Raw genomic sequence first — 24231 nt, 5'->3', positions numbered from 1 at the left:
GTCTCGTCATTGGGTTCTTTCTGTCCGGTGCCGGCCGATGGCCGATCGCACTTCGCGAATTTCCTCGGCGCCGATTCCCCGATCGGCTGTGCGGGCAATTCAACGAAGCGACGCAACGACCCGTCTACGAAATCCTGGTAAGACTGCGGAAATCCGAATTGTCCGTAGTGGGGACCGTTGTTCAGAACCTCTCCACCACGAGCTTCCAGGACATCGACCACGAGCCCGGAGGCGTACGACCACAGGCTTGGCGGCCTTTTTTACGCCTCCGCCGGAAGCCGCAGCCCGCTGCCCTCGCCACCGATGTCGTGATGACCGGGACCTTCATCGGCATCGGGCCCGTCATCGTCCGGCACGGGCAGGCGCGCGCCCCGGCTCTCCGCCACCCGGCGCACGTCGACGAGGGAGCTGAGCAACTCCACGGCCAGCAGGTGAATTTCCCCGGGAGTCCACGTCCGGGCGGCAAGGATGCGGCACGCTTCCTCGATGAGTTCGCCGGCGGAGTCGAGCTGCGCCGCCTCCATCTCGTCGGCGATACGGGACACGTAGCCGGACCCGTCGCCTACGAGGAAGCACGGGCTCCCGTCCGCGCTCGGCCAGGGCAGTAGCCGCGGCGTATCGGTTGGGGGCATCAGCCTGCCGCCTTCATACCGTGAATCCAGCGGGGGCCGGCCTCGGCTCCGTACGTCACGGGCAAGGAGCCGGCGGACCGATGGCGTCCGCGCGAGGGCAGTACCAGCTGCAACAGCGGCGCGACCGCTCTCGCGATGGTGTGGGGCATGTCGTCAATCTCCCAGGGGTTGGTGGCCAGGCCCCCGACGCATGCCGCTCATGCAGCGTCGCGGGGGGTGTGCTCGCCGCCACGCTTCCGCGTTTGGCGGGGCGTTCCTACTCCGCTCCGCGACCGTTGGACACGGAGATGACGTACCGCGTGAAGCGTGCCCAACGTCCTTAGGGGTACTTGTGAACGAAGCACTACGCCGCGCCCTGCTGCAGGCGCACCTGACGGATCGCCAATTAGCCGAGAGGTGTGGCGTCGACATCAAGACCGTCGGCCGATGGATCACCGAGACCGGACGCGTTCCCCACGCCCGGCACCGGTGGGCCGTCTGCGAGGCACTCGGAGAGGACGAGGCGGTGTTGTGGCCAACAGCCGCAAGGAAAGCGATAAAGGTTGGTCCCGACCGCGAGGTCGTTTCCGTCTATCCGTACCGGTCCGGCTGCCCCGCCTCGCTGTGGCGATCTCTGATCACCAAGGCAGAGCGTGAGCTTACCTTCGCGGGTTATACCAACTACTTTCTGTGGCTCGAACAAGCACGGTTCGGCACAGCATTACAGCGGAAAGCCGCCCAGGGGTGCCGAGTTCGGTTTCTTCTCGGTAGTCCCGACAGCGACCTCACGCGTTCACGCGAGCGCGATGAAGATGCCGCACTCACCTTGTCGACACGTATTCGCGTGACACTCGCCGAGCTGGAGAAGATCAGAAGGCAACCAGGAATTGATGCGAGATTCAGCGATGGGCACGCGCACCTGTCGGTGTTCCGCTTCGATGACGACATGATCGTTACGCCGCTGCTGACACACAGTGTCGGGCACGATGCCCCCACACTGCATCTACGGCGCCACCAGGACGACGGCATGTTCGACCGCTTCGCCTCGCACGTGGAAGAACTATGGGGCAGGGGAAATCCGGTGTGGGAAAGCAGCGGCAATGGGTAGGCGCGACTACGAGAACGACCCTCATGCTCCCGCCGCGAACAGCTTGGTTCCGGCGGCGTCGGCGATCGTGGTCGATGACTCCGGGCGCGTCCTGCTTCAGCGTCGACGCGACAATGACATGTGGGCACTTCCCGGTGGCGCCATGCAGATTGGCGAGTCACTTCCGGAGTGCGCCATTCGGGAGACCCGCGAAGAGACCGGGTTCCATGTCGAGATCGTGGGAATCGTCGGCACCTACACCAACCCCCATCACGTGTTCGCCTACGACGATGGCGAAGTGCGGCAAGAGTTCTCCATCTGCTTCCTGGCGAGACCCCTGGGAGGCCAACTCGCAGTGTCCGAAGAGTCGACGGACGTCCGATGGTTCGAGCCCGGAAAAATCGACGCGCTCCCGATGGTCGACAGCATCCGAAAGCGCCTGAACGACTGGCGGGATGGCGAGATGCCGGCGGCTCGGTAGGCGACACACGGGAGGTGCATCTTCCCATCCTCTCCGGCCGTCGCGTCTGGAATTTGCGGAGCCGTCACTGAACAGCGGTTGAGGTTGTTGCGACGGTGACGGTGGGGGGAACTGGCGCAGGCCTGAGGTCAGTCCGGTGCCGTGGTCGTCTTCAGCCAGTGCAGGTACGCATCCGCCCCGGCGACGATCGGAATTGCGGAGACTTCCGGGTTTCGCCAGGAGTGATGCTTGAGCAGATGCGCCTCGACCTCGTCGTACCGGTCGGCGCGGATCTTGAGGACCAGCTGCCATTCCTCGCCCGAGCCGAACTCGCCCTGGTGCCAGAACACGGACCCGACCGGCCCAACGATCTGCGCCCCGGCTGCGAGACGTGCTGAGACAACCGACTGCGCCAGCTTCACAGCCGCTTCGCGGTTCTCCGTTGCCGTGGACACCTGAAGGAAGTCAGTCATGCGGCGACTGTAGCGGCGCACCGGCAGACCGTGGGCGCCGCTACAAGTGGCTATCGCGGGCCGAGAGCACCTTCGACGGCACCAGCAGATCGTCGCCGTAGCAAACAGAGTTGACGTCCAGAGGCGACTCCGGTCTCCTGCTGCGATGTCTGATCTTCGCATTCAGCAGCCGGTCGGGGACGTCGCCCTCAAGTACTGGCAGCACGTCCATAACGTGATCATTCCTACGCACCTCCTCTCGCTGGAGGAGGTGCGGGAGCGGGCACACAGACACCACTTGGAGGTCGCGTACGTCGGTTGCGAGCTCGTCGGGTGCAGCACGGTGCGTCCGCCTGCCGAGGGCACGCTGACGGCCACGGTGATTGCCCGGGTGCTCGAAGGTCATCGTGGTCAGGGGTTCGGGGAGGAGCTGTATGCGCGCGGGATCGGCCGGGCGCGGGAGCTCGGGGCCCAGGTGATCGAGACCGTCGTGCTGTCCTCCAACGAGGACGGGCTGCGGTTCGCGCTCAAGCACGGGTTCGTCGAGACCGAGCGATATCTGCTGCCGGGCGACAGCATTCCGTGGATCGACCTGCGGCTTGCGCGGTCCTGATGCTTCTGCAGCCCGGGTGGAGCCCGCCGGCTCGAGGCTCCCGGCTCCCCCGACGGCCCCGTCACCCCCTCAAATGCCCCGCCCCGAACGCGTCCGGCAGCAGCTCCGACAGCGGGCGGATGCCCGCCGCCGTGTCGACCAGGAGGTCCGGCCCGCCGTGTTCCCACAGGAGCTGGCGGCAGCGGCCGCACGGGACGAGGAGGTCGCCGGTGCGGTCGACGCAGGTGAAGGCGGTCAGGCGGCCGCCGCCAGTGGCGAACAGGGCGGAGATCAGGCCGCATTCGGCGCACAGGCCGAGGCCGTACGAGGCGTTCTCGACGTTGCAGCCGGTGAGGGTGCGGCCGTCGTCCACGAGGGCGGCTGCGCCCACGGGGTAGCCGGAGTACGGGGCGTAGGCCCGGGACATCGCGTCCCGGGCCTGCCGCCGTAGCGACTCCCAGTCGGGAGGTGTGCTCATGCCGAAGCCTCGCTCCGCGAGGCCTCGCACTCGCTCGGCGCACACTTCTGAACGGTTCCCTCGCTACGCTCGCTCACTTACCTTGGCCTCTTCTGTAGATCTTGCCGATGGCCTTCGGTGGCCGCAGGCGCTGCGCGGCCAATGAGAGCACCAACAGGGTGGCGATGTACGGGGCAACGCCGACGATCTCCAGCGGAACCGTTCGGGTGGTGGCGTACCAGACGGCGAGCAGCGCGGCCGCGGCCAGGCTGATCACCGCCTGGGTGCGCTGTCCGCCGCGCAGCTTCCACACCGCCAGGCCGACCAGCAGCACGGCGAGCAGGAGCAGCAGCGCGTGGACGGTGGGGCCGCCGCCGCGCAGCTGGAGCGCGTCCATGAAGCCGAACAGGCCGGCGCCCATGGCGACGCCGCCCGGCCGCCAGTTGCCGAAGATCATGGTGGCGAGGCCGATGTAGCCGCGGCCACCGGTCTGGCCGTCCTGGTAGATGTGCACGTAGATCGCGAGGAACGCGCCGCCGAGGCCGGCCAGCGCGCCGGAGACGGCGACGGCCGCGTACTTGTAGCGGTAGACGTTGACGCCCAGCGATTCGGCCGCGATCGGGCCCTCGCCGCAGGAGCGCAGCCGCAGGCCGAAGGAGGAGCGCCACAGGACGAAGAAGGTGAGTACGAACAGCGCGGCGGTCAGCAGGGTCAGCCAGGAGACGTTGGTGACCAGGGAGCCGAGGATGCCGGCCACGTCGGAGACCAGGAACCAGTGGTGCTGCTCGACGGAGAAGAGCCATTCGGACAGGCCGTGGACGGTGAACGTCGGCATGTCGGGCATCGGCGGTGATTGTTTGTCGTTACCGCCGGCGGCTGCCGCCGCGCTGCCGTCCGCGCCGAACCACAGCTTGGCGAGGAACTGGGTCAGGCCGAGTGCCATGATGTTGATGGCGACGCCGGAGATGATGTGGTCGACACCGAAGGTGACGGTGACGACGGCGTGCAGCAGTCCGCCGAGCGCGCCACCGATGACGCCGGCCAGCGCCGCGGCCCAGGGGCCGTGCTCCCAGCCGACCGCGCCCGCGGAGAAGGCGCCGAGCATCATCATGCCTTCGAGGCCGATGTTGATGACGCCGGAGCGCTCGGACCACAGACCGCCGAGGCCGGCCAGGCCGATCGGCACGGCGGCGTTGAGCGCGGCGGTGTACTGGCCCGATTCGGTCAGGTTGTTGGCGCCGGTGACGATCCGCAGCAGGGACAGCAGGATGAGGCCGCCGGAGATGATCAGCAGGACCTTGGGGTAGCTGAGCTTGGCCCGGGAGGTCTTCGGCTTCTGGGGCCGGCCGGTGCTCTGGCCGACCGGAGCCGTGAGGTTCGTAGTCATGCGGACACCTCCGCCTTCTCGGTCTTACGGGCCTGCGCGGCGAGCTGCTCGCCGACCTGCCGCTGCTGGAGTCTGAGGCCGTAGCGCCGCACGAGTTCGTAGGCGACGACGACGCACAGGACGATGACGCCCTGCATCACGCCGACGATCTCCTGCTGGTAGTCCTCGAATTCGAGCTGGGTGCCGGTGCGTTCGAGGAAGCCCCACAGCAACGCGGCGACGGCCATCCCGACCGGGTGGTTGCGGCCCAGCAGCGCGATGGCGATGCCGGTGAAGCCGATGCCGATGGGGAAGTCGGTGCCGTAGTTGTACGAGGTCCCGAGCAGCGTCGGCATGCCGATCAGGCCCGCGGCGCCGCCGGAGAGCAGCATGGAGGTGACGATCATCCGCTTGACGCTGACGCCGCCCGCCTCGGCCGCGGATTCGGACTGGCCGACCGTACGCAGGTCGAAGCCGAAGCGGGTGCGGTTGAGCACGAACCAGTACGCGAAGCCGACGACGACCGCGATGACGAGGAAGCCGTCGAGGGGAGCGGGCGTGGTGGGGATGGTGAAGAAGTGGCTGGAGGCCGGGAGGTTCGGCGTGTGGAAGAGGTTGCCGTCCTTGACCGCGAGCCGGCCGTCCTGGAGGAAGTAGCCGATCACCGCGGCCGCGATGGCGTTCAGCATGATCGTGGTGATCACCTCGCTGACGCCGCGGGTGGTCTTCAGCACGCCCGCGATGCCCGCCCAGACCGAGCCGACCAGCATCGCGACGAGGATGATCAGCGGGATCTGGAGGAAGCCGGGGAGCGTCAGCGCACCGCCGACCACCGCCGCGAAGAACGCCGCGATCCGGTACTGGCCGTCGACGCCGATGTTGAAGAGGTTCATCCGGAAGCCGATGGCGACGGCCAGCGCGGACAGGTAGTACGGGACCGCCTTGTTGATGATCCAGACCTGGCTGTCGCTCTTGGAGCCGAAGTCGGCCATCACCGCGTAGGCGTGGAGCGGGTCCTTGCCGGTGGCCAGGATGATCACCGAGGTGATGAGCAGCGCGGCGACGATCGCCAGGACCGGGGCGGCGATGCCCAGGATCAGCTTGTTCTTGTCGAGCTTTTTCACTCGGACTCCCCCTCCTGGGACGGGCGCGGCTCCGGGTCCGCGGCGGTGTCGCTGCCGGAATGGGTGAGGTGGCCGCTGGCGGCGCCGGTCATGGCCGAGCCCAGCTCCTCCGGGGTGATGGTGGCGGGGTCCGCGTCCGCGACGAGCCGGCCGCGGTACATCACCCGCAGGCCGTCGGACAGGCCGATCAGCTCGTCCAGGTCGGCCGAGATCAGCAGGACGGCGAGACCTTCGCGGCGGGCGGCGCGTATCTGGTCCCAGATCTGCGCCTGGGCGCCGACGTCCACGCCCCGGGTGGGGTGCGCGGCGATCAAGAGCTTGGGGTGGTGGCTCATCTCGCGGCCGACGATCAGCTTCTGCTGGTTGCCGCCGGAGAGCGAGGCCGCGGTGACCTCGATGCCGGGGGTGCGGACGTCGTACTCGGCGACGATGCGCGCGGTGTCGGCACGGGCGGCCTTCAGGTCGAGCAGCCGGCCCTTGGCGTTGGGCTTCTCGGTCACGTGCCCCAGGATGCGGTTCTCCCACAGCGGGGCCTCCAGCAGCAGGCCGTGCCGGTGGCGGTCCTCGGGGATGTAGCCGATGCCGTCCTCGCGCCGGGCGCGGGTGGGCCGATGGCTGATGTCGACGCCGTCCAGCGTGATGGTCCCGCCGTCGGGGTCGCGCATGCCCATGATGGCCTCGACCAGTTCGGCCTGGCCGTTGCCCTCCACGCCCGCGATGCCCAGGACTTCGCCCTTGCGGATGGTCAGCGACACCTCGTCCAGGACGGTGCGCTCCACCCCCTCGGCGTCGGCGGTGCTCAGCCGCAGCCCGTCGACCTTCAGCATCTCCACGTCCGTGACGGTGGACTCGCGGGTCTGCGGCGAGGGCAGTTCGCTGCCGACCATCAGCTCCGCGAGCTGCTTGGGCGTGGTCTCGCCGGGGACGACGGAGGCGACGGTGGTGCCGCGCCGGATGACGGTGATGTCGTCGGCGACCGAGAGCACCTCGCCCAGCTTGTGGGAGATGAAGATGACGGTCAGCCCCTCGGCCTTGAGCTCCCGCAGGTTGTCGAAGAGCGCGTCGACCTCCTGCGGGACGAGGACCGCGGTCGGCTCGTCGAGGATGAGGGTGCGGGCACCGCGGTAGAGGACCTTGAGGATCTCCACGCGCTGGCGGTCGGCGACGCCGAGGTCCTCGACGAGGACGTCGGGGCGGACACCGAGGCCGTAGCGGTCGGAGATCTTGATGATTTCGGCGCGGGCCTTGCCGCCGATGCCGTGCAGCTTCTCGCCGCCGAGAACGACGTTCTCCAGGACGGTGAGGTTGTCGGCGAGCATGAAGTGCTGGTGCACCATGCCGATGTTGCGGGCGATGGCGTCGGCCGGGCTGTGGAAACTGACCTGGTCGCCGTCGATGCTGATGGTGCCCTCGTCCGGCTTCTGCATGCCGTAGAGGATCTTCATCAGCGTGGACTTGCCCGCGCCGTTCTCGCCGACCAGCGCGTGCACGGTGCCGCGGTGGATGGTGATGTCGATGTCGTGGTTGGCGACGACTCCCGGGAACCGCTTGGTGATCCCGCGGAGTTCCACCGCCGGTGCTGCGGCGGGGGCGCTGTCTGCCTGGGGGCTGCTGGACGCTTTGATGGCGCACTCTCCTCGGGGGACAGGGAGTGGTACGAAGGAGCGGGGAGGAGAAGATATCGCGCCAACTCCACGCTACGCGCGTAGTGTTGACGCCGGAAAAAGCCGAAATACCTGCCGGGTTTCTCCGGCGAACAGGCCCGGCGCGGCGGCGTGGTGGCCGCCGCGCCGGACCGGATCGCAGAGGCCCTGCTACTTGGCGGGGGTGTCGCTGACCTTCACCTGACCCGACGCGATCTTCTGCTTCGCCGCGTCGATCTTGGCCTGGATGTCCTTGATGAAGCCGCCCGAGGTGGACAGCCGCACGCCGTTGTCCTTGAGCGTGTAGCTCTTGGTACCGGTCAGCGGCTTCTTGTCGTGCACGCTCTTGACCAGGTCGTACACCGCCACGTCGACGTTCTTCATCACCGACGTGAGGATCGAGCCCTTGTACTGGGCCAGGCCCGGCTGCAGGTACTGGTCGGAGTCGACGCCGATCGCCCAGGTGCCCTTCTTGCCGGCGACCGTCTCGATCGAGCCGTTGCCGGACTGGCCCGCCGCGGTGTAGATGACGTCGATGCCGGCGTCGAGCATGCCCTTGGCCTTGCCCTTCGCGGCGGCCGGGTCGTTGAAGCCCTTGTCGTCGTTGGCGTAGAGGTACTCGGAGGTGACCTTCGCCTTGGCGTCGGTGTCCTTGACGCCCTGCTCGAAGCCGGCCTGGAACTTCTGGATCAGCGCGTTGTTCACACCGCCGATGAAGCCGACCTTGTGGGTCTTGCTCTTCAGCGCGGCGGCGACACCGGCGAGGTAGGAGGCCTCGTTCTCGGCGAAGACCATGCCGTAGACGTTCTTGGCCTGGGAGGGGGAGTCGACGACGCCGAAGGTGGTCTTCGGGAACTGCTTGGCGACCTTGTTGACGGACTTGCCGTAGTTGAAGCCGACGCCCACGACGGGGTTGAAGCCCGCCTCGGCCAGCGAGGTCAGCCGCTGCTCGCGGTCCGCCTCGGTCTCGCCGTTCTTGGCGGTCATCATCTTGGACTTCACGCCGAGGTCCTTCTCGGCCTTGTCCGCGCCACGGGCCGCCGCCTCGTTGAACGAGTGGTCGTCGCGACCGCCGACGTCGAAGGCGAGGCCGAGGCCCTTGTCCTTGCCACCGGACTCGGTGGACGAGGCGCCGCAGGCGCTCAGCGAGAGCGTGAGGGCCGCGGTGGCTATGCCCGCGGCAGCGATCTTGGTTACCCGGTGCACGAGGGCCCCTTCGACTCGTAGCGCCCCCTTTGGCGCTGGCTTGAGGGAGATTAACGCGCGTAGACCGGGTGCAAAACCCTCCACTGCGTGGACGTTATCGATTCGAGGCGTAGGACCCCTTCGCGTAACACGGCCGGGCGATTGGGGCAGCCCGTCCCGATCCTCGTAGGAACGGGACGATATGGGAACTTTGCGATCGGAGGCGTGTTATCCGTAGTCGATCTTGAGTGCCGGGACGGCACGCTCAGTCCGCGAGGTCCCCGTCGAGAAGAGCCGCGGCCGTGAAGAGTTCGACGCCCACCTTGATCGCGTGCTCGTCGACGTCGAAGTCGCCGCGGTGCAGGTCGCGGCGGGTCGTCTCGGCGGGTGGGTGGACGCCGAGACGGGCCATGGCGCCGGGGACGTGTTCGAGGTACCAGGAGAAGTCCTCGCCGCCGAGGGACTGCTCGGTGTCCTCCACGGCGCCCTCGCCGCGGCGGGCGGCCATCGCGGAGTGCAGCAGCTGGACGGTGACCGGCTCGTTGACCACCGGCGGCACCCCGCGGACGTAGGTGATCTGCGACTTGGCGCCGTGCAGCGTGGCGACCTCGTCGATCGCCGCATGGACCAAGTCCGGGGCCTGCCGCCAGGCGTCGAGGTCGAGGCAGCGGACGGTGCCGGAGAGTTCGGCGTGCTGCGGGATCACGTTGCAGGCGTGGCCGGAGGCCAGGCGGCCCCAGGTGACCGCGAGCCCGGCGCGGGCGTCGACCCGGCGGGAGAGCAGCGCCGGGACGTCGAGGGCGACCCGGGACGCGGCGGTGACCATGTCGGTGGTCAGGTGCGGGCGGGCGGTGTGGCCGCCGGGGCCGTCGAGTCCGACCTCCAGACGGTCACAGGCGGAGGTGATCGCTCCCACCCGCAGCCCGATCCGGCCGGCGTCGACGCGCGGATCGCAGTGAACGGCGAGGATCCGGCCGACGCCGTCCAGGACGCCGGACTCGATCGCGTCGGAGGCACCGCCGGGCAGCACCTCCTCGGCAGGCTGGAAGATCAGCCGGACCGGGCGCGGCAGGGCGCCGGTGCGGGCGAGCTCGGCGAGGACCAGGCCGGCGCCGAGGACGACGGTGGTGTGGACGTCGTGGCCGCAGGCGTGCGCCCGGCCGGAGATCGTCGAGGCGTAGTCGACGTTCTTGGTGTCGGGGATGGGCAGGGCGTCGATGTCCGCGCGCAGGGCCAGCAGGGGGCGGGTGGGGTCGGCGGCGACGGCCTGCCCGCCGGCCGTGGCGTCCGGGGTGCCGATGTCACACATCAGGCCCGTTCCGGTGGCCAGTACCCGGGGGCGCAGCCCGGCCCGTTCCAACCGGTCCTTGATCGCCGCGGTGGTCCGGAGCTCCTGGTTGCCGAGCTCGGGATGCATGTGCAAGTCACGCCGGAACAGGCTGAGTTCGGCGCGCAGCGCGTCGGGGAGCGCGCCGGGGAGCTGGTCCCCGGCGGGGGTGCGGGCGGGACCGGTATCGCGGGACATCACATGGTTCACCTGGGGAAGGTTACGGGCCCGGGTGGGGCAACTGTCCCTCGATCAACAAAAGTTCAGCCCGTTAGGGGAAGAAAATCTAGGCCGCTCGGCGCATGGACGGTTTATGCGAAGGGTATGCAGTAAGGCTTCGTGCGCGGTGCCGCCGTCCTCGGCCGGTCGCCGGCCGCTGTCTCGGCCGCCGTCCTCAGCCGGCCGCCATCTGCTGGGTGAACGGCAGCCGCTGGACGTCGCGGGCGGTGCCGGTGACCCCGTCGAGGAAACCCTGGGCGCGCGGTGAGGCGTGGGCGGTCAGCCACTGCGGATCGATGTCGCAGACCGCGACCTTGACCTCGGTGCCCAGCAGGGCGAGCGGCAGGGTGTGCACCACGGTGGAGGGGAAGCTGACGATCAGCCGTCCGATCGGGCCGCGCCGGGCGATCAGCTCCAGCGGCAGGTCCGGGCGGACGACCTCCAGGCCGGTTTCGTCGGACAGCCGTCTCAGCTTTTCGGTGCTCTCCTTGCGGTGCGCGAAGTAGCGCGTGGCGTCGTGCGTACGGGCCAGGGCGCCGACCGCGGCCAGATAGCGGTCGGCGTCCACGACGCCGGTCTCCACCAGCGAGGTGCCGACGATGTCGGCGGCGCGGGTGAGCCGGGGCGGGCCGAAGCGGCCGCGGGTCCAGGCGAAGTCGTTGGCGGTGACCTCGACGCCGGGCGGCACCTCGACGGGCATGGAGCTGAACAGGCCGACGGTGCGCCGGCCGCCCTCGGGCGCGGGGGTGAGCCGGCGCCGGGCGGTGGCCGAGAACGGCGCGAAGGCCAGGTCCCGGGCGCCGCGCCCGCTGCCGTTGCGGTGCCAGCGCACCAGCCGTTCGCCGCGGGCGAGTTGGGAGATGAACTCCATGGTGGCGGTGCCGTCGTCGACGACGACCAGATCGCGCGCCTTGGTGAGGGTGAGCAGCAGCTGCACGTAGCGGGAGAACGGGTCGCCGATGACGACGCGCCGGGCGCGGCGCAGCAGCGGGGTGAGCCCGCCGATGGTGCGCACCGGGGCGGTGGGGCCGCCGCGGGCCTCCTCCCAGCGCACCGCATGGCCTTCGTCGCGGGCGAGTTCGGCCATCCGGCGCAGCTGGCCGCGGGTCATCGGGTCGTGCGGGGAGAGCACGACGACGGTGAGTGCGGTGGCCTGTGCCGTGTGCGCCCATTCCAGGACGTTCAGCAGCTGCACCGGGCTCTCGACGAAGGCGAGGGTGCCCCTGCCCCGGGCGGCCGGGTCCTTGCCGTCGCCGGCGGTCCGGTGGCGCTGGCGCGGGACCCCCCGGAGACGGCGGGCGGGAGTATCCGCCGTCTCCGGGGGCGGGGCCTCGGCACCGGGCGTGACGGGCACGGCGCGGGCCCCTTCAGGTGAGCTCACCTTGGCTCCCGTCGGTTCGTCGGGTGGTGCTCAGACGGTGGCCGGCTCGGCGGCCTCGGCCTCGGCGACCACACCGGTGACGCGGCGCAGCTTCTTCATCGGGCCGAGCTCGGACTCGTAGACCTTCTTGACGCCGTCACCGAGGGACTCCTCGATGGTGCGGATGTCGCGGACCAGGCGGGACAGGCCGCCGGGCTCGACGGAGGCGGCCTGGTCGGAGCCCCACATGGCGCGGTCGAGGGTGATGTGGCGCTCGATGAAGGTGGCGCCGAGGGCGACCGCGGCGAGGGTGGTCTGCAGACCGGTCTCGTGGCCGCTGTAGCCGATCGGGACGTTGGGGTACTCGTCCTGCAGCGTGTTGATCATGCGCAGGTTGAGCTCCTCGGCCTTGGCCGGGTAGGTGCTGGTGGCGTGGCAGAGCAGGATGTTGTCGCTGCCCAGGACCTCGACGGCGTGCCGGATCTGCTTGGGGGTGGACATGCCCGTCGAGAGGATGACGGTGCGGCCGGTGGCGCGCATGGCGCGCAGCAGCTCGTCGTCCGTGAGCGAGGCGGAGGCGACCTTGTAGCAGGGCACGTCGAACTTCTCCAGGAAGGCGACGGACTCGACGTCCCACGGGGAGGCGAACCAGGCGATGCCGCGCTTCTTGCAGTACTCGTCGATGGCGCGGTAGCCGTCCTCGTCGAACTCCACGCGGTGGCGGTAGTCGATGTAGGTCATCCGGCCCCAGGGGGTGTCGCGCTCGATGTCCCACTGGTCGCGGGGGGTGCAGATCTCCGGGGTGCGCTTCTGGAACTTCACCGCGTCGCAGCCGGCGTCGGCGGCGGCGTCGATCAGCGCGAAGGCGTTCTCCAGGTCGCCGTTGTGGTTGATGCCGATCTCACCGGTGACGTAGACGGGGCGGCCGGGGCCGGCCTCGCGGTTGCCGAGGGTGCGGATGCGGGAGTTGCTGCTCATGGGGAGATTCCTTCGTGTTGATCAGGGTGTGCGGGGTGGGGTCTGGGGTGATGGCCGGGGGCGGATGGGGCGGTGAGGAGGGCGGTTACAGGGACGGGCCCAGCAGCCAGGCGGCGATCTCGCGGATGGCGCCGCTGCCACCGGGCGTCGCGGTGACGGCGCGGGCCGCGCCGCGCACCACGTCGTGCGCGCCGGCGACCGCAACGGGCCAGCCGACGAGGTCGAAGCACGGGAGGTCGTTGACGTCGTTGCCGACGTAGAGCACGCGCTCGGGCGCGATGCCGGCCTCCTCGCACCACTGCTTGAGGGCGAGGTCCTTGCGGTCGATGCCGTGCAGGACGGGCACCTGGAGCTTGCGGGCCCGTGCGGCGACGACCGGGTTGGTCTCGGTGGAGAGGATCAGCAGCTTCAGCTCCGCCTTGCGCAGCGCGGCGACGCCGAGGCCGTCGCCGCGGTGGACCGCGACGATCTCCCGTCCGTCGGAGTCGATCAGCACCCGGTCGTCGGTCTGGGTGCCGTCGAAGTCGAGGACGACGGCGTCGATGTCGTCACGGGTGGGGAGCGCGCCGGGGCGCGGGGCGTCCAGCAGCGGGGCCAGCGCGCGGGCGCGGGCGAGATCGTGCGGGTCGTCGATCTCCAGCACCCGGGCGGGGTCGGTGCGGACGAGCTCGGTGCGGCCGAAGAAGCGGTGGCCGCTGGTGCGGAAGCCGGCCGCGTCCATGGCGTAGGCGGCGCCGGTCTCCAGCAGGTCCTGGGGGCGGTCCTGGCGGCGCGGCCGGAAGGACTTGTCGTGGTTGACGCCGTGGCCGCCGTCGGCGGGGGCGTCGCCCTCCCCGGCGACCTGCGCCTCGGCGTCGCGCCAGACGAAGCCGTGGAAGGGGGCGACGGTCAGCGCGCTGTCCGCGCCGTCCTCGACGACCGCGGCCGCCACCCCGTCGATGTCCTCGCGGACTATGAACGGGCTGGTGCACTGGACCAGCAGCACCGCGTCGACCGTGGTGCCCTGCTCGGCCTCGTAGGCGTCCATGGCGTGCAGGACGGCGGCCTCGCTGGTGGCGGTGTCGCCCGCGATGTCGCCGGGGCGGCGGACGACGACGGCTCCGGCGCCGCGGGCGGCGGCCGCGATCCCGGCGTCGTCGGTGGAGACCACGACATCGGTGACCAGGCGGGCGGCGCGGCACTCACGGACCGCACGGGCCACCAGGGGCACGCCCCCGACGGCGGCGAGGTTCTTGGCGGGCACGCCCTTGGATCCGCCGCGGGCGGGGATGACGGCCACAACAGTGGGTGACATTGCGGGCTCCTCGGTAGGGCTCGGGCCATCGGAGGTGGCGGGCGACGGGCAGGCGGTCACAGCTGCCCCCAGCGGCGGATGGCGGGGGCGACGCGCTGGACGCCGTGGCGGTAGGCGCCGCGGGCGGCCTCGCGGACCGTCTCGCGGGCGACCCGGCGCAGTCCGCCGGTCTCCTCGGGGGCCGCGTCGTAGCCGGCGAGCGGCTCGCCGTGCGGGTCCAGGCCGTGCCGGGCGAGGATGCCGGGGAGGTAGCCGGGGGCGGTGCGGGGCGTGTAGTAGGGAGCGAGCGGCGGCAGCAGGCCGGCCTCGCGCAGCACGGTGACCCGGGCGCGGGCGGCGTCGAAGGCCCGCTCGTACTCCCCCTCGGCGGCGACCCCCTGCCGGGCCAGCCACTCCCGGTCGGGCTCCGGGCGGTGGCCGGCGTCCAGCTCGTCCCAGGAGGCCAGGCAGCCGGAGCCCAGGAAGTGGTGGTTGCCGAGGGCCTCGCGGACGCCGAGGTCGGTGAGGACGGCGGTGGGGATGCCGCGGTGCAGGGATTCCAGGGCGGCGGTGGAGCTGACCGTGACCATCAGGTCGGTGCGGTCCAGAACCTCGCCCATGTTGCCGTACACCAGGCGGCAGTTGGCCGGCAGTCCGCCGGGCGCCTTGGCGGCGAGCTTCTGGTAGGGCAGTTCCTCGATGTGGGTGGTGTGCTCGCCCGGCTTGCTGCGGAGCTTGATCAGCACCTCGCGGTCGGGGTGCGTACGGGCGTGCTCCACCGCCCGGCGCAGCAGGTAGGTACGGTCCGCGCGGCTCTCCGGGACGGAGGGCTGGGCGGCGAACACCACGGTGTAGGGGGCGTGTTCGCCGGTGTAGCGGGCGCCGCCGAGGAAGGGCAGGGCGCATTCGACGACGCTGTGGTCGTCGGCGCCGACGCCGCGGTAGACCTCGCGGAACCGGTCCGCGTCGTGCCGGGAGTTGGCGAGCACGACATCGGCGCCGTGCCGCAGCAGCAGCCCGTCGGCGAGCTTCTCGTAGACCACTCCGACGTAGCCGGTGACGACGACCGGGCGGTGCTGCCCGGTGGCGGCGTCCGGCGTCCCCGACTGCCAGGCGCGGGCCAGGCCGTGCAGCATGGCTTGCACCGCTCCGCCTACACAGGCCAGCACGATGACGTCATAGCGCGTACGGTCGACGGAACGCACGAAGTCGACGCCCCTGATTTCGCGCAGCGAGTCCGCACGGGCGCCGACTTCGTCGAGCTGGCGGACCGTGGGGGTTGCGCGGCCGCGGAGGAGGTATCCGTCGAGTCGGATGTCCGATTGGATCCGGTACGCTGTCAAAGCGCCCCATTTCCACCGGGTATCCGAGTCGGCGAGCACGGCGACTCGCGGCGTGGAAGCGGTACGTGATGGCACGTCGAAGACGCTAGGAAGGCATTCCGTTTGGCGGGCCAACTGGGCCGCAACAAAGGGTTAACAGCGGGTCGACGAATGACGAACCGGCCCGATTGTCGGCCTGGTTAACCATCCCGCCATTCTTCGTTCACCCTGGGGTCCGCACCCCGTAAAGACGAAAGCCGGACGCCGCGCCTAACGTCACCCGGGTGGTTAAGCTCTCCGTCATCGTGCCGTTCTACAACGTGCAGACATACGCGCCCGACACCCTGAAAAGCCTGGCGGCCAATGCCCGCGAGGATTTTGAATTCCTGCTCGTCGACGACTGCTCGCGCGACGAGACCCCTCAGATCCTCGCGCGCGCCGAGCGCGAGCTGCCGGGCGCCAGAGTCCTGCGGCACGAGCAGAACGGCGGGCTGGCCACCGCCCGGAACACCGGCTTGGACGAGGCCCGCGGCGAGTACGTCACCTTCCTGGACGGCGACGACTGGCTCGCACCCGGCTACTACCCCCAGCTCCTTTCGACCATCGAAGAGTTGGGGTGCGACTTCGTCCGCACCGACCATGTCCAGTGCACCGCCCGGGCGCGCAGCGTCCACCGGGTCCCGCACGGCCGCCGCGGGGTGGTGCTGGACCCGCGCACGGTGATCCTGCCCGCCGACCGCTCCACCTCCGTCGACTACGCCTTCGCCTGGGCCGGGATGTACCACCGCCGGCTGCTGGACGACGGGGTGCTGCACTTCCGGGACGGGCTGCGCACCGCGGAGGACCGCCCCTGGATCTGGCGGCTGCACCGCGAGGCGCAGTCCATGGCGGTGGTCGGACAGCTCGGCGTTTTCTACCGGCGCGGAGTGGCGTCCTCACTGACCCAGATCGGGGATGTGCGGCAATTGGACTTCATTCGCGCCTTCGATCAGGTGGTCGAGGAGACCGCACAAGATCGCGATGCGGAATTCCTGCTGCCCAAGGCGGTGCGCACCTATTGCGCGATCATTTCCCACCACCTCGGTTCGATCGAACGCTTCGAACCGCAGGTCGCCCGTAAATTGCGCGCGATGAGCGCGGCGGCCATGAAACGCATGCCGCAGGACGTACTGAAGGAAGCCCTGGATTCGATGGATGTGCAGCGCGCGTCCCGGCTGCGGCGACTGCGCCGTCGCCCTGTCCCGGCGGAGGTCGCCGCCTGATGTCCACCCGACCGCGTACCCAGATCTTCATGGCGTCCACGCTCTACGGCGCAGCGACGCTCGCCGCCGCGCTGGACGCCGACTGCTTCGCCCCGGCCGACCGGCGGCTGCTGCTGCTCAGCAACAACGCGGCGACCCCGGAGACCAGCGCCTCGCTGGACACCATGCCCGGCTTCGAGCGGCTGCGCGGCCGCTTCGACCGGGTGCTGTCCTGGAACGAGACGATCAGCCCGTTCCACCCCGGCGGCTGGTCCCCGCGCGCGGACGACGCCCCGCTGTGGGAGCGGCATCTGCGGCTGCTGTGGGGCCTGGGCGACGACCGCGTCGAGCTGGTCGTGGAGTCCATCCAGGTCAACCCGGCGTTGGCGGTCGCCCAGCTGTTCCCCGACGCGCCGATCGACGTCTACGCCGACGGCCTGATGAGCTACGGCCCGACCCGCAACAAGCTCGACCCGCTGATCGGCACCCGGATCAACCGGCTGCTGCACCTGGACCTCGTACCGGGCCTGACGCCGCTCCTGCTGACCGAGTTCGAGGTCGAGCCGCGGATCGTGCCGACCGACACCTTCCTCAAGGTGCTCTCCGAACTCTCCGACGCCAGCGGCGAGTTGGACCTGCCGGAGGGTGCCGCGCTGCTGCTCGGCCAGTACCTCTCCGCGCTGGGCATCCTCACCCCCGTGGAGGAAGAGGAGCTGCATGTGCGGATGCTGCGCGGCGCGGCCGAGCGCGGCCACCGCGAGATCGTCTTCAAGCCGCACCCGTCCGCGCCGGCCCGCTGGTCGCGGCTGCTGGAGCGGGAGGCCGAGAAGCTGGACCTGGCACTGACCGTGCTGGAGCGCCCGGTGCTGGCCGAGGTGCTCTACCAGCGGATGCGGCCCGCGCTGGTCGTCGGCTGCTTCTCCACGGCGCTGCTGACGGCGGCCACCTTCTACGGCCTGCCGACGGCGCGCACCGGCACCGGTCTGCTGCTGGAGCGGCTCACTCCGTACCAGAACAGCAACCGGATCCCGGTCACGCTCGTGGACGCGCTGGTGCCCGACCTGGGCGACCGCAGCGAGCAGCCGCGCGCCGCCGCCACCGCGGAGGGCGTCGAGGGCCTGGTGGCGGCGGTCGGCTATGCGATGCAGCACCAGATGTACCCGCAGCTGCGGCCGCACGCCGAGCGCTATCTCGCGGCCCATCTCGACCAGTTCACCTGGCGCTACTTCAAGCGCCGCCGGCTGACCGCGCTGGCGCTGCCCGGCGCGATCCCGTCCCAGCTGGCGTTCATCCCGCGCAACGCCGCCGTCCGCCGGGTCGCCCGCCAGGCGCGTGCGGTGCAGCGGCGGCTGAAGAAGCGGGCCGCGTTCGGATGACCGCCACCGAGCTGACAACCGGCGCGCCACCCGTCACGCCGGTTGCCGTCACCGCCCCGGGGCCGGCGGCGATACGGGGGCGCAGCCGTGGCAGTTCGTCGCGGCTGCGCGCCCTGGACGGGCTGCGGCTGCTCGCCGCGCTGATGGTCGCCGCGTACCACTACGGCGGGCGCAGCGGCGAGATATCCCAGGCCTGGGGCGGCTCACCCGCCCACCAATTCCCCACCCTGGCACCGCTGTTCGCCTACGGCTGTCTGGGCGTACAGATCTTCTTCGTGATCAGCGGCTTCGTCATCTGCCTCAGCGGCTGGGGCCGGACGCTGCGCGCCTTCATCGCCTCCCGCGTCTCCCGCCTCTATCCGGCGTACTGGGCCGCGATCCTCCTGATCACCGCGGTCTTCGCGCTCCCCTGGGTCGCCTACAAGGCGCTGCCGCCCAGTGAGGTGCTCACCAACCTGACCATGCTGCAGCAGCCGTTGGGCGTGGACCGGGTGCTGGGCGTGTGCTGGACCCTCTGGGCGGAGATGCGGTTCTACGCCCTCTTCGCGCTCTGCGTCGTCCTGCCGGGCGCCACCCGCAGCCGGGTGGTGCTCTTCTGCGCCGGCTGGACCCTGGCCGCCGCGCTCGCCCAGGCCGCGCACGAGCCCTTCCTCGACACCGTCCTGATGCCCGAGTACGCCCCGTTCTTCATCGGCGGCATCGGCCTGTACCTGCTGCACCGCTACGGCGCCCGCGATCCGATCGCCTGGGCGATAGTGCTGGTCAGCTGGCTGGTCGGGCAGCATTACGCGGTGGCCGGGCTCTGGCACGCGCCGTCGGCCACCGCGTTCTCCTACCGTTCGACAGTCGGCATCATCTTCGTCGTCACCCTCGGCTTCGCCCTCGTCGCGGCGGTCGCCCTGGGGCTGCTGCGCTGGGCGAACTGGCGCTGGCTGACGGTGGCGGGCGCGCTGACGTACCCGTTCTACCTCGTCCATGAACACCTGGGGTGGGTGGTCGTCCGCGCCCTGCACCACACCCTCCAACTGTCCTCGTACGCCACACTGCTCCTGACCGTAGGGCTGATGCTGCTGCTGGCGTGGCTGCTGCACCGCTTCCTGGAGCGCCCGCTCACACCCGTACTGAAGCAGGCGATCGACCCGCGCCGCTGACGGCCGGGAGGTGCCGCTCCGCGGGAATCGACGTCCAAGAACCGTGTACCGCGTAGGCATCGCATAAGGCCGGACGCCGTTGCCGGTGACTGTCACGGTCCCGGGAAAGGACCGAGATGTGCCTGATACATGACCTCGGGACGATCGCAACAGGTGCCGCTTAACGTGCGGAATGCGTGCTGTCCTCGGCACCGGACGGCTCCGGCTTCGGCACCGGAAACCGCTCGGGTCGGTCGGCACGGCGGGGACGCGGGACAGTCGGGGCCCCGGGGCGGCCGACCGGTCCGGGCGTGTCGGCGGACCGGGGGTGTCGACGGACCGGGAACCACCCTGGGACGACCATGGGACGAGGAAGCGAGCGGCAGCGTGAAGAAGGCCAAAAAGCAGCGTGGCTTCTGGCAAGAGGTGCCGATTCTCATCGGTATCGCCCTTCTCCTCGCCCTGCTGATCAAGACCTTCCTGGTGCAGGCGTTCTCGATCCCGTCCGACTCGATGCAGGACACCCTGCAGCGCGGGGACCGGGTCCTGGTGGACAAGCTGACGCCGTGGTTCGGCTCCGAGCCCCAGCGCGGCGAGGTCGTCGTCTTCCATGACCCGGGCGGCTGGCTGAACGAGACGCCGACCCCCGAGCCCAACGCCGTCCAGAAGGTCCTCAGCGCCATCGGCCTGATGCCGTCAGCGGAGGAGAAGGACCTGATCAAGAGGGTCATCGCGGTCGGCGGCGACACCGTCGAGTGCCACGGCACCGGCCCGGTCAAGGTCAACGGCAAGGCGCTGAAGGAGGATTCGTACCTCTTCCCCGGCAACACCCCCTGCGGTGACAAGCCGTTCGGGCCGGTCAAGGTTCCCGAGGGACGCATCTGGGTCATGGGTGACCACCGTCAGAACTCCCAGGACTCCCGCTACCACATGAACCTCCAGGGCAACGGCACCGTCGCGACCAAGCAGGTCGTGGGACGTGCCTTCACGATCGCCTGGCCGATCAACCGCTGGTCGTGGCTGCCGGTGCCGGACACCTTCGACCAGCCCGCGCTCAACGCGGCCGTGGCGGCGACTCCGGCGGCGCTGGGCCTCGCGGGCGCGGTGCCGATCGCCGTCCGGCGCCGCCGGCGTGGCCCCCGGCAGACCACCGAGGACACCGCGTCGCCGGCGTCACCCGCCCGCGGCGGTGGCCTCGACGCCCGCGATGATGAGCTGTAGCCCGGCCTCGAAGTTCCGCTCCATGTCGCCGAACATCTCCACCCCCGCCCCCGCCGCGAGGGGATAGCGCTCGCCGATCTTCCGCGCGCGGCTCTCCAGGTCGTAGGCCGGATCGCGGTCCTCCGGGCGGCGGGCCTCCGGCTCGCCCGGCTCGGGATAGACGGACTGCTCCTCGATCACCACGCCGATGGTGTAGCTGTACGCGGTCCACCACGCCCGCGCCGCCAGACTCGGCGAGAAGCCCGCCGCGGTGAGCCGGGTGAGGAGGTTGTCGAGCGGCCGGGCGTAGCTCTCGTCGGTCATCCGGGTGCCGCTGAAGACCTTGCCGCCGTCGCGGTAGCCGAGGAGTTGGCGGCGCATGCCCCGGCAGGCGCCGCGGAGGGTGTCCTGCCACCCGGGGCCGGGAGCGGCCCCCTCGCGCCCCTCCCCCAGCATCGGCGCGATCATCCGCCGGAACATCTCGGTGGCCATCTCGTCCAGCAGCTCCTGTTTGTTCTTGAAGTGCCAGTACAGCGCGGGAGCCTGGACGTTCAGCTCCTTGGCGATGCGGCGCAGGGTGAGGCCGTCGAGGCCCACCTCGTTCAGCAGCCGCAGCGCGGTGTCCACCACCTGATTCCGGTTTTCGATGCGAGAAACCATGTTGACAACTTAACACCGTTAAGGGCATCCTCGGAAGCATGGAACTTAACAACGTTAAGGACAGCGCCGGCATGGCGGACGACCTCCCCACGACCGTCGACGTACTGATCGCCGGCGCGGGCCCGACCGGCCTCGCGCTCGGCATCGACCTGGCCCGCCGCGGGGTGCGCGCCCTGGTCGTCGAGCGGCAGGACCGCCTCTCCCCCGGCGCCCGCGGCACCGGTGTGCAGCCGCGCACCCAGGAGGTCTACGAGGACCTCGGGGTGCTGGACGCGATGCGTGCGGTCGGCGGGCTCTACCCGCCGCTCGGCCTCTGGGAGGACGGCCGGATCACCGAGGTCAGCGAGATGATCGAGCAGGTCGAGCCGACGCCCGCCGTGCCCCACTCGACCACGGTGATGGTGCCGCAGTTCCGCGCTCTGGAGGTGCTGCACGCCCGGCTGACGGAACTCGGCGGCAGCGTGCTCCTCGGCACCGAACTCACCGCTTTCACCCAGGACGCGGACGCGGTGACGGTCCGTCTGCAACGCGCCGGCGGGGCCTCGCACACGGTGCGCGCCGCCTATCTGGTCGCCGCCGACGGCGGGCGCAGCACCGTACGCCGGGAGCTGGGCACCCAGATGAGCGGGCCGTCGCTGGAGCCGGGCGTCGCGCTGCTCGCGGACGTCCGGATCGACGGCCTCGACCGGGACCACTGGCACCGCTGGATCCTGCCGAACGGCGCCTTCACCTCCCTGCTCCCGCTCGCCGGCACCGACCTCTTCCAGACCCTGATCGCGGCCCCCGAGGGGTCGACGGACACCTCGCCGGAGGCCATCCGCACCCTGCTCTCGACGCGCACCCACCTGGCGCCCGAGCAGATCCGCGAGGTGGTGTGGTCCTCCCTCTTCCGCCCCCGCGCGGGCATGGCCGACTCCTACCGCACCGGCCGGGTCTTCCTGGCCGGCGACGCCGCCCACGTCCACTCCCCGGCGGGCGGCCAGGGCCTCAACACCAGCGTGCAGGACGCCTACAACCTCGGCTGGAAGCTCGGCCAGGTGCTGCGGTACGGCGCCCCCGACTCCCTGCTCGACAGCTACGGCACCGAGCGCCGCCCGATCGCCGCGCACATCCTGGACACCAGCACCCGGCTGCACCGCTCCGGCAGCCTGCGCCGCGGCCGGGACCTGCACCAGCTCGACCTCGGCTACCCCGACAGCCCGCTGACGCGGGAGCTGCGGACGGCCCTCGCCGAGGGCACGCCCGTCGCCGGCGACCGGGCCCCCGACGCCCCGTGCCGCACGGCCGACGGCCGGCCCACCCGGCTCTTCGACGCCTTCCGGGGCCCGCACTTCACCCTGCTCGCCCTGGGCGACGTCGAGCTGGACGAGGCCCAACTGCCCGCCGATCCCGCCCTGCTGCGGGTCGTCCGCGTCGGTGGCCCCGCGCCCGATCTGCTCGATGCCGACGGCCATGTCCAGGACGCGTACGGCAGCGGCACGGCCGTCCTCCTCGTCCGCCCCGACGGCTATCTCGCCCTCGGCGCACCGGCGGAGGGCGCCACGGCCCGGGTGTCCGCCGCCCTGGCGGACATCGTCGGCACCGCCGCGCTCCAGCCGGCCGGATGACCTCCTGCGCACGGGGCCGCACCGGTGAACAGTCGCCGGTGCGGCCCCGTGCCGGGGAACGGGCTCCTGAGGGGCGGGGCGCCCGGGTCCGGCCGCCCGGAGCCCTAAAGAATCAGCGACAGCAGCAGCACGCAGACGATCCCGACCACCGAGATCAGCGTCTCCATCACCGACCAGGTCTTCAGCGTCTGCCCGACGCTCAGCCCGAAGTACTCCTTGACCAGCCAGAATCCGGCGTCGTTGACATGGCTGAAGAACAGCGACCCGGCGCCGATGGCCAGCACCAGCAGCGCGGCGTGGGTGGTGCTCATCTCCGCGGCGAGCGGGGCGACGAGCCCGGCGGCGGAGATGGTGGCCACCGTCGCGGAGCCGGTCGCGAGCCGGATGGCGACCGCGATCAGCCAGGCCAGCAGCAGCGCGGAGACGTGCCAGCCCTTGGAGAGGTCCAGGATCATCTGGCCGACGCCGGCGTCCACCAGCGTCTGCTTGAAGCCGCCGCCGGCACCCACGATCAACACCACACCGGCGATCGGACCGAGCGACTTCTCGACGGTCGTGGCGATCCGGCCACGGGTGAACCCGGCCGCCCGCCCCAGCGTGAACATCGCGACGACGACGGCGGTCAGCAGCGCGATCAGCGGCGAGCCGATGACATCGAAAGCCCGCTGCACGCCGGCCGCGGGATCGTCGACGACGATGTCCACCAGCGCCTTGGCCAGCATCATCACGACCGGCAGCAGCACGGTGGCCACCGTGATCCCGAAGCCGGGCCGCCGCTCCAGGTCGTCACAGCCGCGCGCGGGCACCAGCTGCTCCGGCGGGCGGACGTCCACCCAGCGGGCCGCGTAACGGGAGAAGACCGGACCGGCGATGATCGCGGTCGGGACGGCGACGACCACCCCGAGCGCGAGGGTGACACCGAGGTTCGCGCCGACCGCGTCGATCGCCGCCAGCGGCCCGGGATGCGGCGGGATCAGCCCGTGCATGACGGACAGTCCGGCCAGCGCCGGGATGCCGATCCGCATCAGCGAGCAGTTGCCGCGCCGGGCGACCAGCAGCACCACCGGTATCAGCAGCACGATGCCGACCTCGAAGAAGATCGGCAGCCCGACGATCCCGGCGATCAGCACCATCGCCCAGGGCATCGCGCTCCGGCCCGCCTTCGCCAGGATCGTGTCGACGATCCGGTCCGCGCCGCCGGAATCGGCGAGCAGCCGCCCGAGGACGGCACCCAGCGCGATCAGCACGCCGGTGCCTGCGACCGTCGTACCGAGCCCCGTCGTGAAGCTGGTGATGGCCTTGTCGAGCGGCGCACCGGCCACCGCACCGAGCACCAGCGAGCCGACGATCAACGACAGGAAGGCATGCAGCTTGAACTTGGTGATGAGCAGGACGATGACGGCTATGCCGGCCAGAACGGCGATGCCCAGCTGGGCGTGACCGGCCGAGGTGATCGGCTCGGTCGCATCCGCTGCGAGCATCTCGACGCTGAGATGAGTCACGGCGATTCCCTTGGTCGAACGGAGGGGGAAGGGGTGCTGCGGTGGGGGGTGTTGAGGGG

At 70.5% G+C, this 24231-nt stretch carries 22 protein-coding genes; 8 read left to right on the top strand and 14 right to left on the bottom strand.

Annotated features, from left to right (window positions below; translation table 11 throughout):
• Positions 1-260: 260 nt before the first annotated feature.
• Entirely contained in the window at positions 261-632 is a 372-nt protein-coding gene (locus tag EST92_RS13635; protein WP_129281199.1) for a hypothetical protein, read from the bottom strand.
• A gap of 331 nt (positions 633-963) precedes the next feature.
• Here EST92_RS13635 and EST92_RS13625 point away from each other — a divergent pair, with 331 nt between their 5' ends.
• Positions 964-1719, top strand: coding sequence for a DUF5919 domain-containing protein (locus tag EST92_RS13625; RefSeq protein ID WP_129281198.1), 756 nt, complete (start codon positions 964-966; stop codon positions 1717-1719).
• The gene (locus tag EST92_RS13620; protein WP_129281197.1) at positions 1712-2179 is read left to right on the top strand and encodes an NUDIX domain-containing protein; all 468 of its coding nucleotides are present in this window, start codon (positions 1712-1714) and stop codon (positions 2177-2179) included. The genes EST92_RS13625 and EST92_RS13620 overlap by 8 nt, the downstream gene beginning before the upstream one ends.
• Before the next feature lie 128 nt (positions 2180-2307).
• Here EST92_RS13620 and cutA read toward each other — a convergent pair whose 3' ends face one another.
• A complete protein-coding gene (cutA, locus tag EST92_RS13615) occupies positions 2308-2631 on the bottom strand; it encodes a divalent-cation tolerance protein CutA (RefSeq protein ID WP_129281196.1) in 324 nt (107 codons plus the stop codon).
• Positions 2632-2776: 145 nt separating this feature from the next.
• On the opposite strand from cutA, the gene EST92_RS13610 reads away from it, so the two are divergent.
• Complete coding sequence (locus EST92_RS13610) at positions 2777-3223, top strand: GNAT family N-acetyltransferase (protein WP_129281195.1); 447 nt, start codon at positions 2777-2779, stop codon at positions 3221-3223.
• A gap of 61 nt (positions 3224-3284) precedes the next feature.
• On the opposite strand, the gene EST92_RS13605 is transcribed toward EST92_RS13610, so the two are convergent.
• The 10 genes from EST92_RS13605 to EST92_RS13560 all read right to left on the bottom strand — a co-directional run bounded on the left by EST92_RS13605 (position 3285) and on the right by EST92_RS13560 (position 15516).
• Complete coding sequence (locus EST92_RS13605) at positions 3285-3680, bottom strand: cytidine deaminase (RefSeq protein WP_129281194.1); 396 nt, start codon at positions 3678-3680, stop codon at positions 3285-3287.
• A gap of 73 nt (positions 3681-3753) precedes the next feature.
• Complete coding sequence (locus EST92_RS13600; RefSeq protein WP_129281193.1) at positions 3754-5046, bottom strand: ABC transporter permease; 1293 nt, start codon at positions 5044-5046, stop codon at positions 3754-3756.
• On the bottom strand, positions 5043-6149 hold the full coding sequence (locus EST92_RS13595) for an ABC transporter permease (RefSeq protein WP_129281192.1): 1107 nt from the start codon (positions 6147-6149) through the stop codon (positions 5043-5045). The genes EST92_RS13600 and EST92_RS13595 overlap by 4 nt, the downstream gene beginning before the upstream one ends.
• On the bottom strand, positions 6146-7774 hold the full coding sequence (locus EST92_RS13590; protein WP_254068803.1) for an ABC transporter ATP-binding protein: 1629 nt from the start codon (positions 7772-7774) through the stop codon (positions 6146-6148). The genes EST92_RS13595 and EST92_RS13590 overlap by 4 nt, the downstream gene beginning before the upstream one ends.
• A gap of 189 nt (positions 7775-7963) precedes the next feature.
• Positions 7964-8998 (bottom strand): BMP family ABC transporter substrate-binding protein, encoded by a 1035-nt coding sequence (locus EST92_RS13585; RefSeq protein ID WP_129281190.1) that lies wholly within the window; start codon positions 8996-8998, stop codon positions 7964-7966.
• Between the two features lie 244 nt (positions 8999-9242).
• Complete coding sequence (locus tag EST92_RS13580; protein WP_129281210.1) at positions 9243-10502, bottom strand: amidohydrolase; 1260 nt, start codon at positions 10500-10502, stop codon at positions 9243-9245.
• A 196-nt stretch (positions 10503-10698) separates the two neighbouring features.
• Positions 10699-11877 (bottom strand): hypothetical protein, encoded by a 1179-nt coding sequence (locus EST92_RS13575; RefSeq protein ID WP_129281189.1) that lies wholly within the window; start codon positions 11875-11877, stop codon positions 10699-10701.
• Between the two features lie 57 nt (positions 11878-11934).
• Complete coding sequence (locus EST92_RS13570; RefSeq protein WP_129281188.1) at positions 11935-12861, bottom strand: N-acetylneuraminate synthase family protein; 927 nt, start codon at positions 12859-12861, stop codon at positions 11935-11937.
• Positions 12862-12946: 85 nt separating this feature from the next.
• Entirely contained in the window at positions 12947-14155 is a 1209-nt protein-coding gene (locus tag EST92_RS13565; RefSeq protein WP_129281187.1) for an acylneuraminate cytidylyltransferase, read from the bottom strand.
• 56 nt (positions 14156-14211) lie between these two features.
• Complete coding sequence (locus EST92_RS13560) at positions 14212-15516, bottom strand: DUF6716 putative glycosyltransferase (RefSeq protein WP_129281209.1); 1305 nt, start codon at positions 15514-15516, stop codon at positions 14212-14214.
• A gap of 224 nt (positions 15517-15740) precedes the next feature.
• Between EST92_RS13560 and EST92_RS13555 the strand changes: the two genes are divergently transcribed.
• From EST92_RS13555 to lepB, 4 genes are all read left to right on the top strand, one after another.
• Positions 15741-16718, top strand: coding sequence for a glycosyltransferase family 2 protein (locus tag EST92_RS13555; protein ID WP_129281186.1), 978 nt, complete (start codon positions 15741-15743; stop codon positions 16716-16718).
• Entirely contained in the window at positions 16718-18073 is a 1356-nt protein-coding gene (locus tag EST92_RS13550; protein WP_129281185.1) for a polysialyltransferase family glycosyltransferase, read from the top strand. Before EST92_RS13555 ends, EST92_RS13550 begins: the two co-directional genes overlap by 1 nt.
• Positions 18070-19224 (top strand): acyltransferase, encoded by a 1155-nt coding sequence (locus EST92_RS13545; RefSeq protein ID WP_129281184.1) that lies wholly within the window; start codon positions 18070-18072, stop codon positions 19222-19224. Before EST92_RS13550 ends, EST92_RS13545 begins: the two co-directional genes overlap by 4 nt.
• 330 nt (positions 19225-19554) lie before the next feature.
• Positions 19555-20424, top strand: a complete 870-nt coding sequence (lepB, locus tag EST92_RS13540) for a signal peptidase I (RefSeq protein ID WP_129281208.1) — start codon at positions 19555-19557, stop codon at positions 20422-20424.
• On the opposite strand, the gene EST92_RS13535 is transcribed toward lepB, so the two are convergent.
• Positions 20377-21063: a TetR/AcrR family transcriptional regulator C-terminal domain-containing protein gene (locus tag EST92_RS13535; RefSeq protein ID WP_129281183.1), complete on the bottom strand. Its 687-nt coding sequence runs from the start codon at positions 21061-21063 to the stop codon at positions 20377-20379. The two genes, lepB and EST92_RS13535, sit on opposite strands and share 48 nt — an antisense overlap.
• 71 nt (positions 21064-21134) lie before the next feature.
• On the opposite strand from EST92_RS13535, the gene EST92_RS13530 reads away from it, so the two are divergent.
• A complete protein-coding gene (locus tag EST92_RS13530; protein WP_129281207.1) occupies positions 21135-22670 on the top strand; it encodes an FAD-dependent monooxygenase in 1536 nt (511 codons plus the stop codon).
• 104 nt (positions 22671-22774) lie between these two features.
• Here the strand turns inward: EST92_RS13530 and EST92_RS13525 are convergent, their stop codons facing one another.
• Positions 22775-24172, bottom strand: coding sequence for a gluconate:H+ symporter (locus EST92_RS13525; RefSeq protein ID WP_129281182.1), 1398 nt, complete (start codon positions 24170-24172; stop codon positions 22775-22777).
• Positions 24173-24231 lie beyond the last annotated feature (59 nt).

It is taken from the genome of Streptomyces sp. TM32 (assembly GCF_004122755.1).
GTDB lineage: Bacteria > Actinomycetota > Actinomycetes > Streptomycetales > Streptomycetaceae > Streptomyces > Streptomyces sioyaensis.
The sequence above is the reverse complement of the archived record's forward strand: the minus strand, read 5'-3'. Positions and strand labels throughout refer to the sequence as shown.

Bases quoted from the DNA above. Each gene is read 5' to 3' on its own strand.
- EST92_RS13565 (WP_129281187.1), bottom strand. From the start codon at position 14,155: ATGTCACCCACTGTTGTGGCCGTCATCCCCGCCCGCGGCGGATCCAAG.
- EST92_RS13550 (WP_129281185.1), top strand. From the start codon at position 16,718: ATGTCCACCCGACCGCGTACCCAGATCTTCATGGCGTCCACGCTCTAC.
- EST92_RS13605 (WP_129281194.1), bottom strand. From the start codon at position 3,680: ATGAGCACACCTCCCGACTGGGAGTCGCTACGGCGGCAGGCCCGGGAC.
- EST92_RS13600 (WP_129281193.1), bottom strand. From the start codon at position 5,046: ATGACTACGAACCTCACGGCTCCGGTCGGCCAGAGCACCGGCCGGCCC.
- EST92_RS13535 (WP_129281183.1), bottom strand. From the start codon at position 21,063: ATGGTTTCTCGCATCGAAAACCGGAATCAGGTGGTGGACACCGCGCTG.
- EST92_RS13635 (WP_129281199.1), bottom strand. From the start codon at position 632: ATGCCCCCAACCGATACGCCGCGGCTACTGCCCTGGCCGAGCGCGGAC.
- EST92_RS13620 (WP_129281197.1), top strand. From the start codon at position 1,712: ATGGGTAGGCGCGACTACGAGAACGACCCTCATGCTCCCGCCGCGAAC.
- EST92_RS13610 (WP_129281195.1), top strand. From the start codon at position 2,777: ATGTCTGATCTTCGCATTCAGCAGCCGGTCGGGGACGTCGCCCTCAAG.
- cutA (WP_129281196.1), bottom strand. From the start codon at position 2,631: ATGACTGACTTCCTTCAGGTGTCCACGGCAACGGAGAACCGCGAAGCG.
- EST92_RS13580 (WP_129281210.1), bottom strand. From the start codon at position 10,502: ATGTCCCGCGATACCGGTCCCGCCCGCACCCCCGCCGGGGACCAGCTC.
- EST92_RS13545 (WP_129281184.1), top strand. From the start codon at position 18,070: ATGACCGCCACCGAGCTGACAACCGGCGCGCCACCCGTCACGCCGGTT.
- EST92_RS13530 (WP_129281207.1), top strand. From the start codon at position 21,135: ATGGCGGACGACCTCCCCACGACCGTCGACGTACTGATCGCCGGCGCG.
- EST92_RS13570 (WP_129281188.1), bottom strand. From the start codon at position 12,861: ATGAGCAGCAACTCCCGCATCCGCACCCTCGGCAACCGCGAGGCCGGC.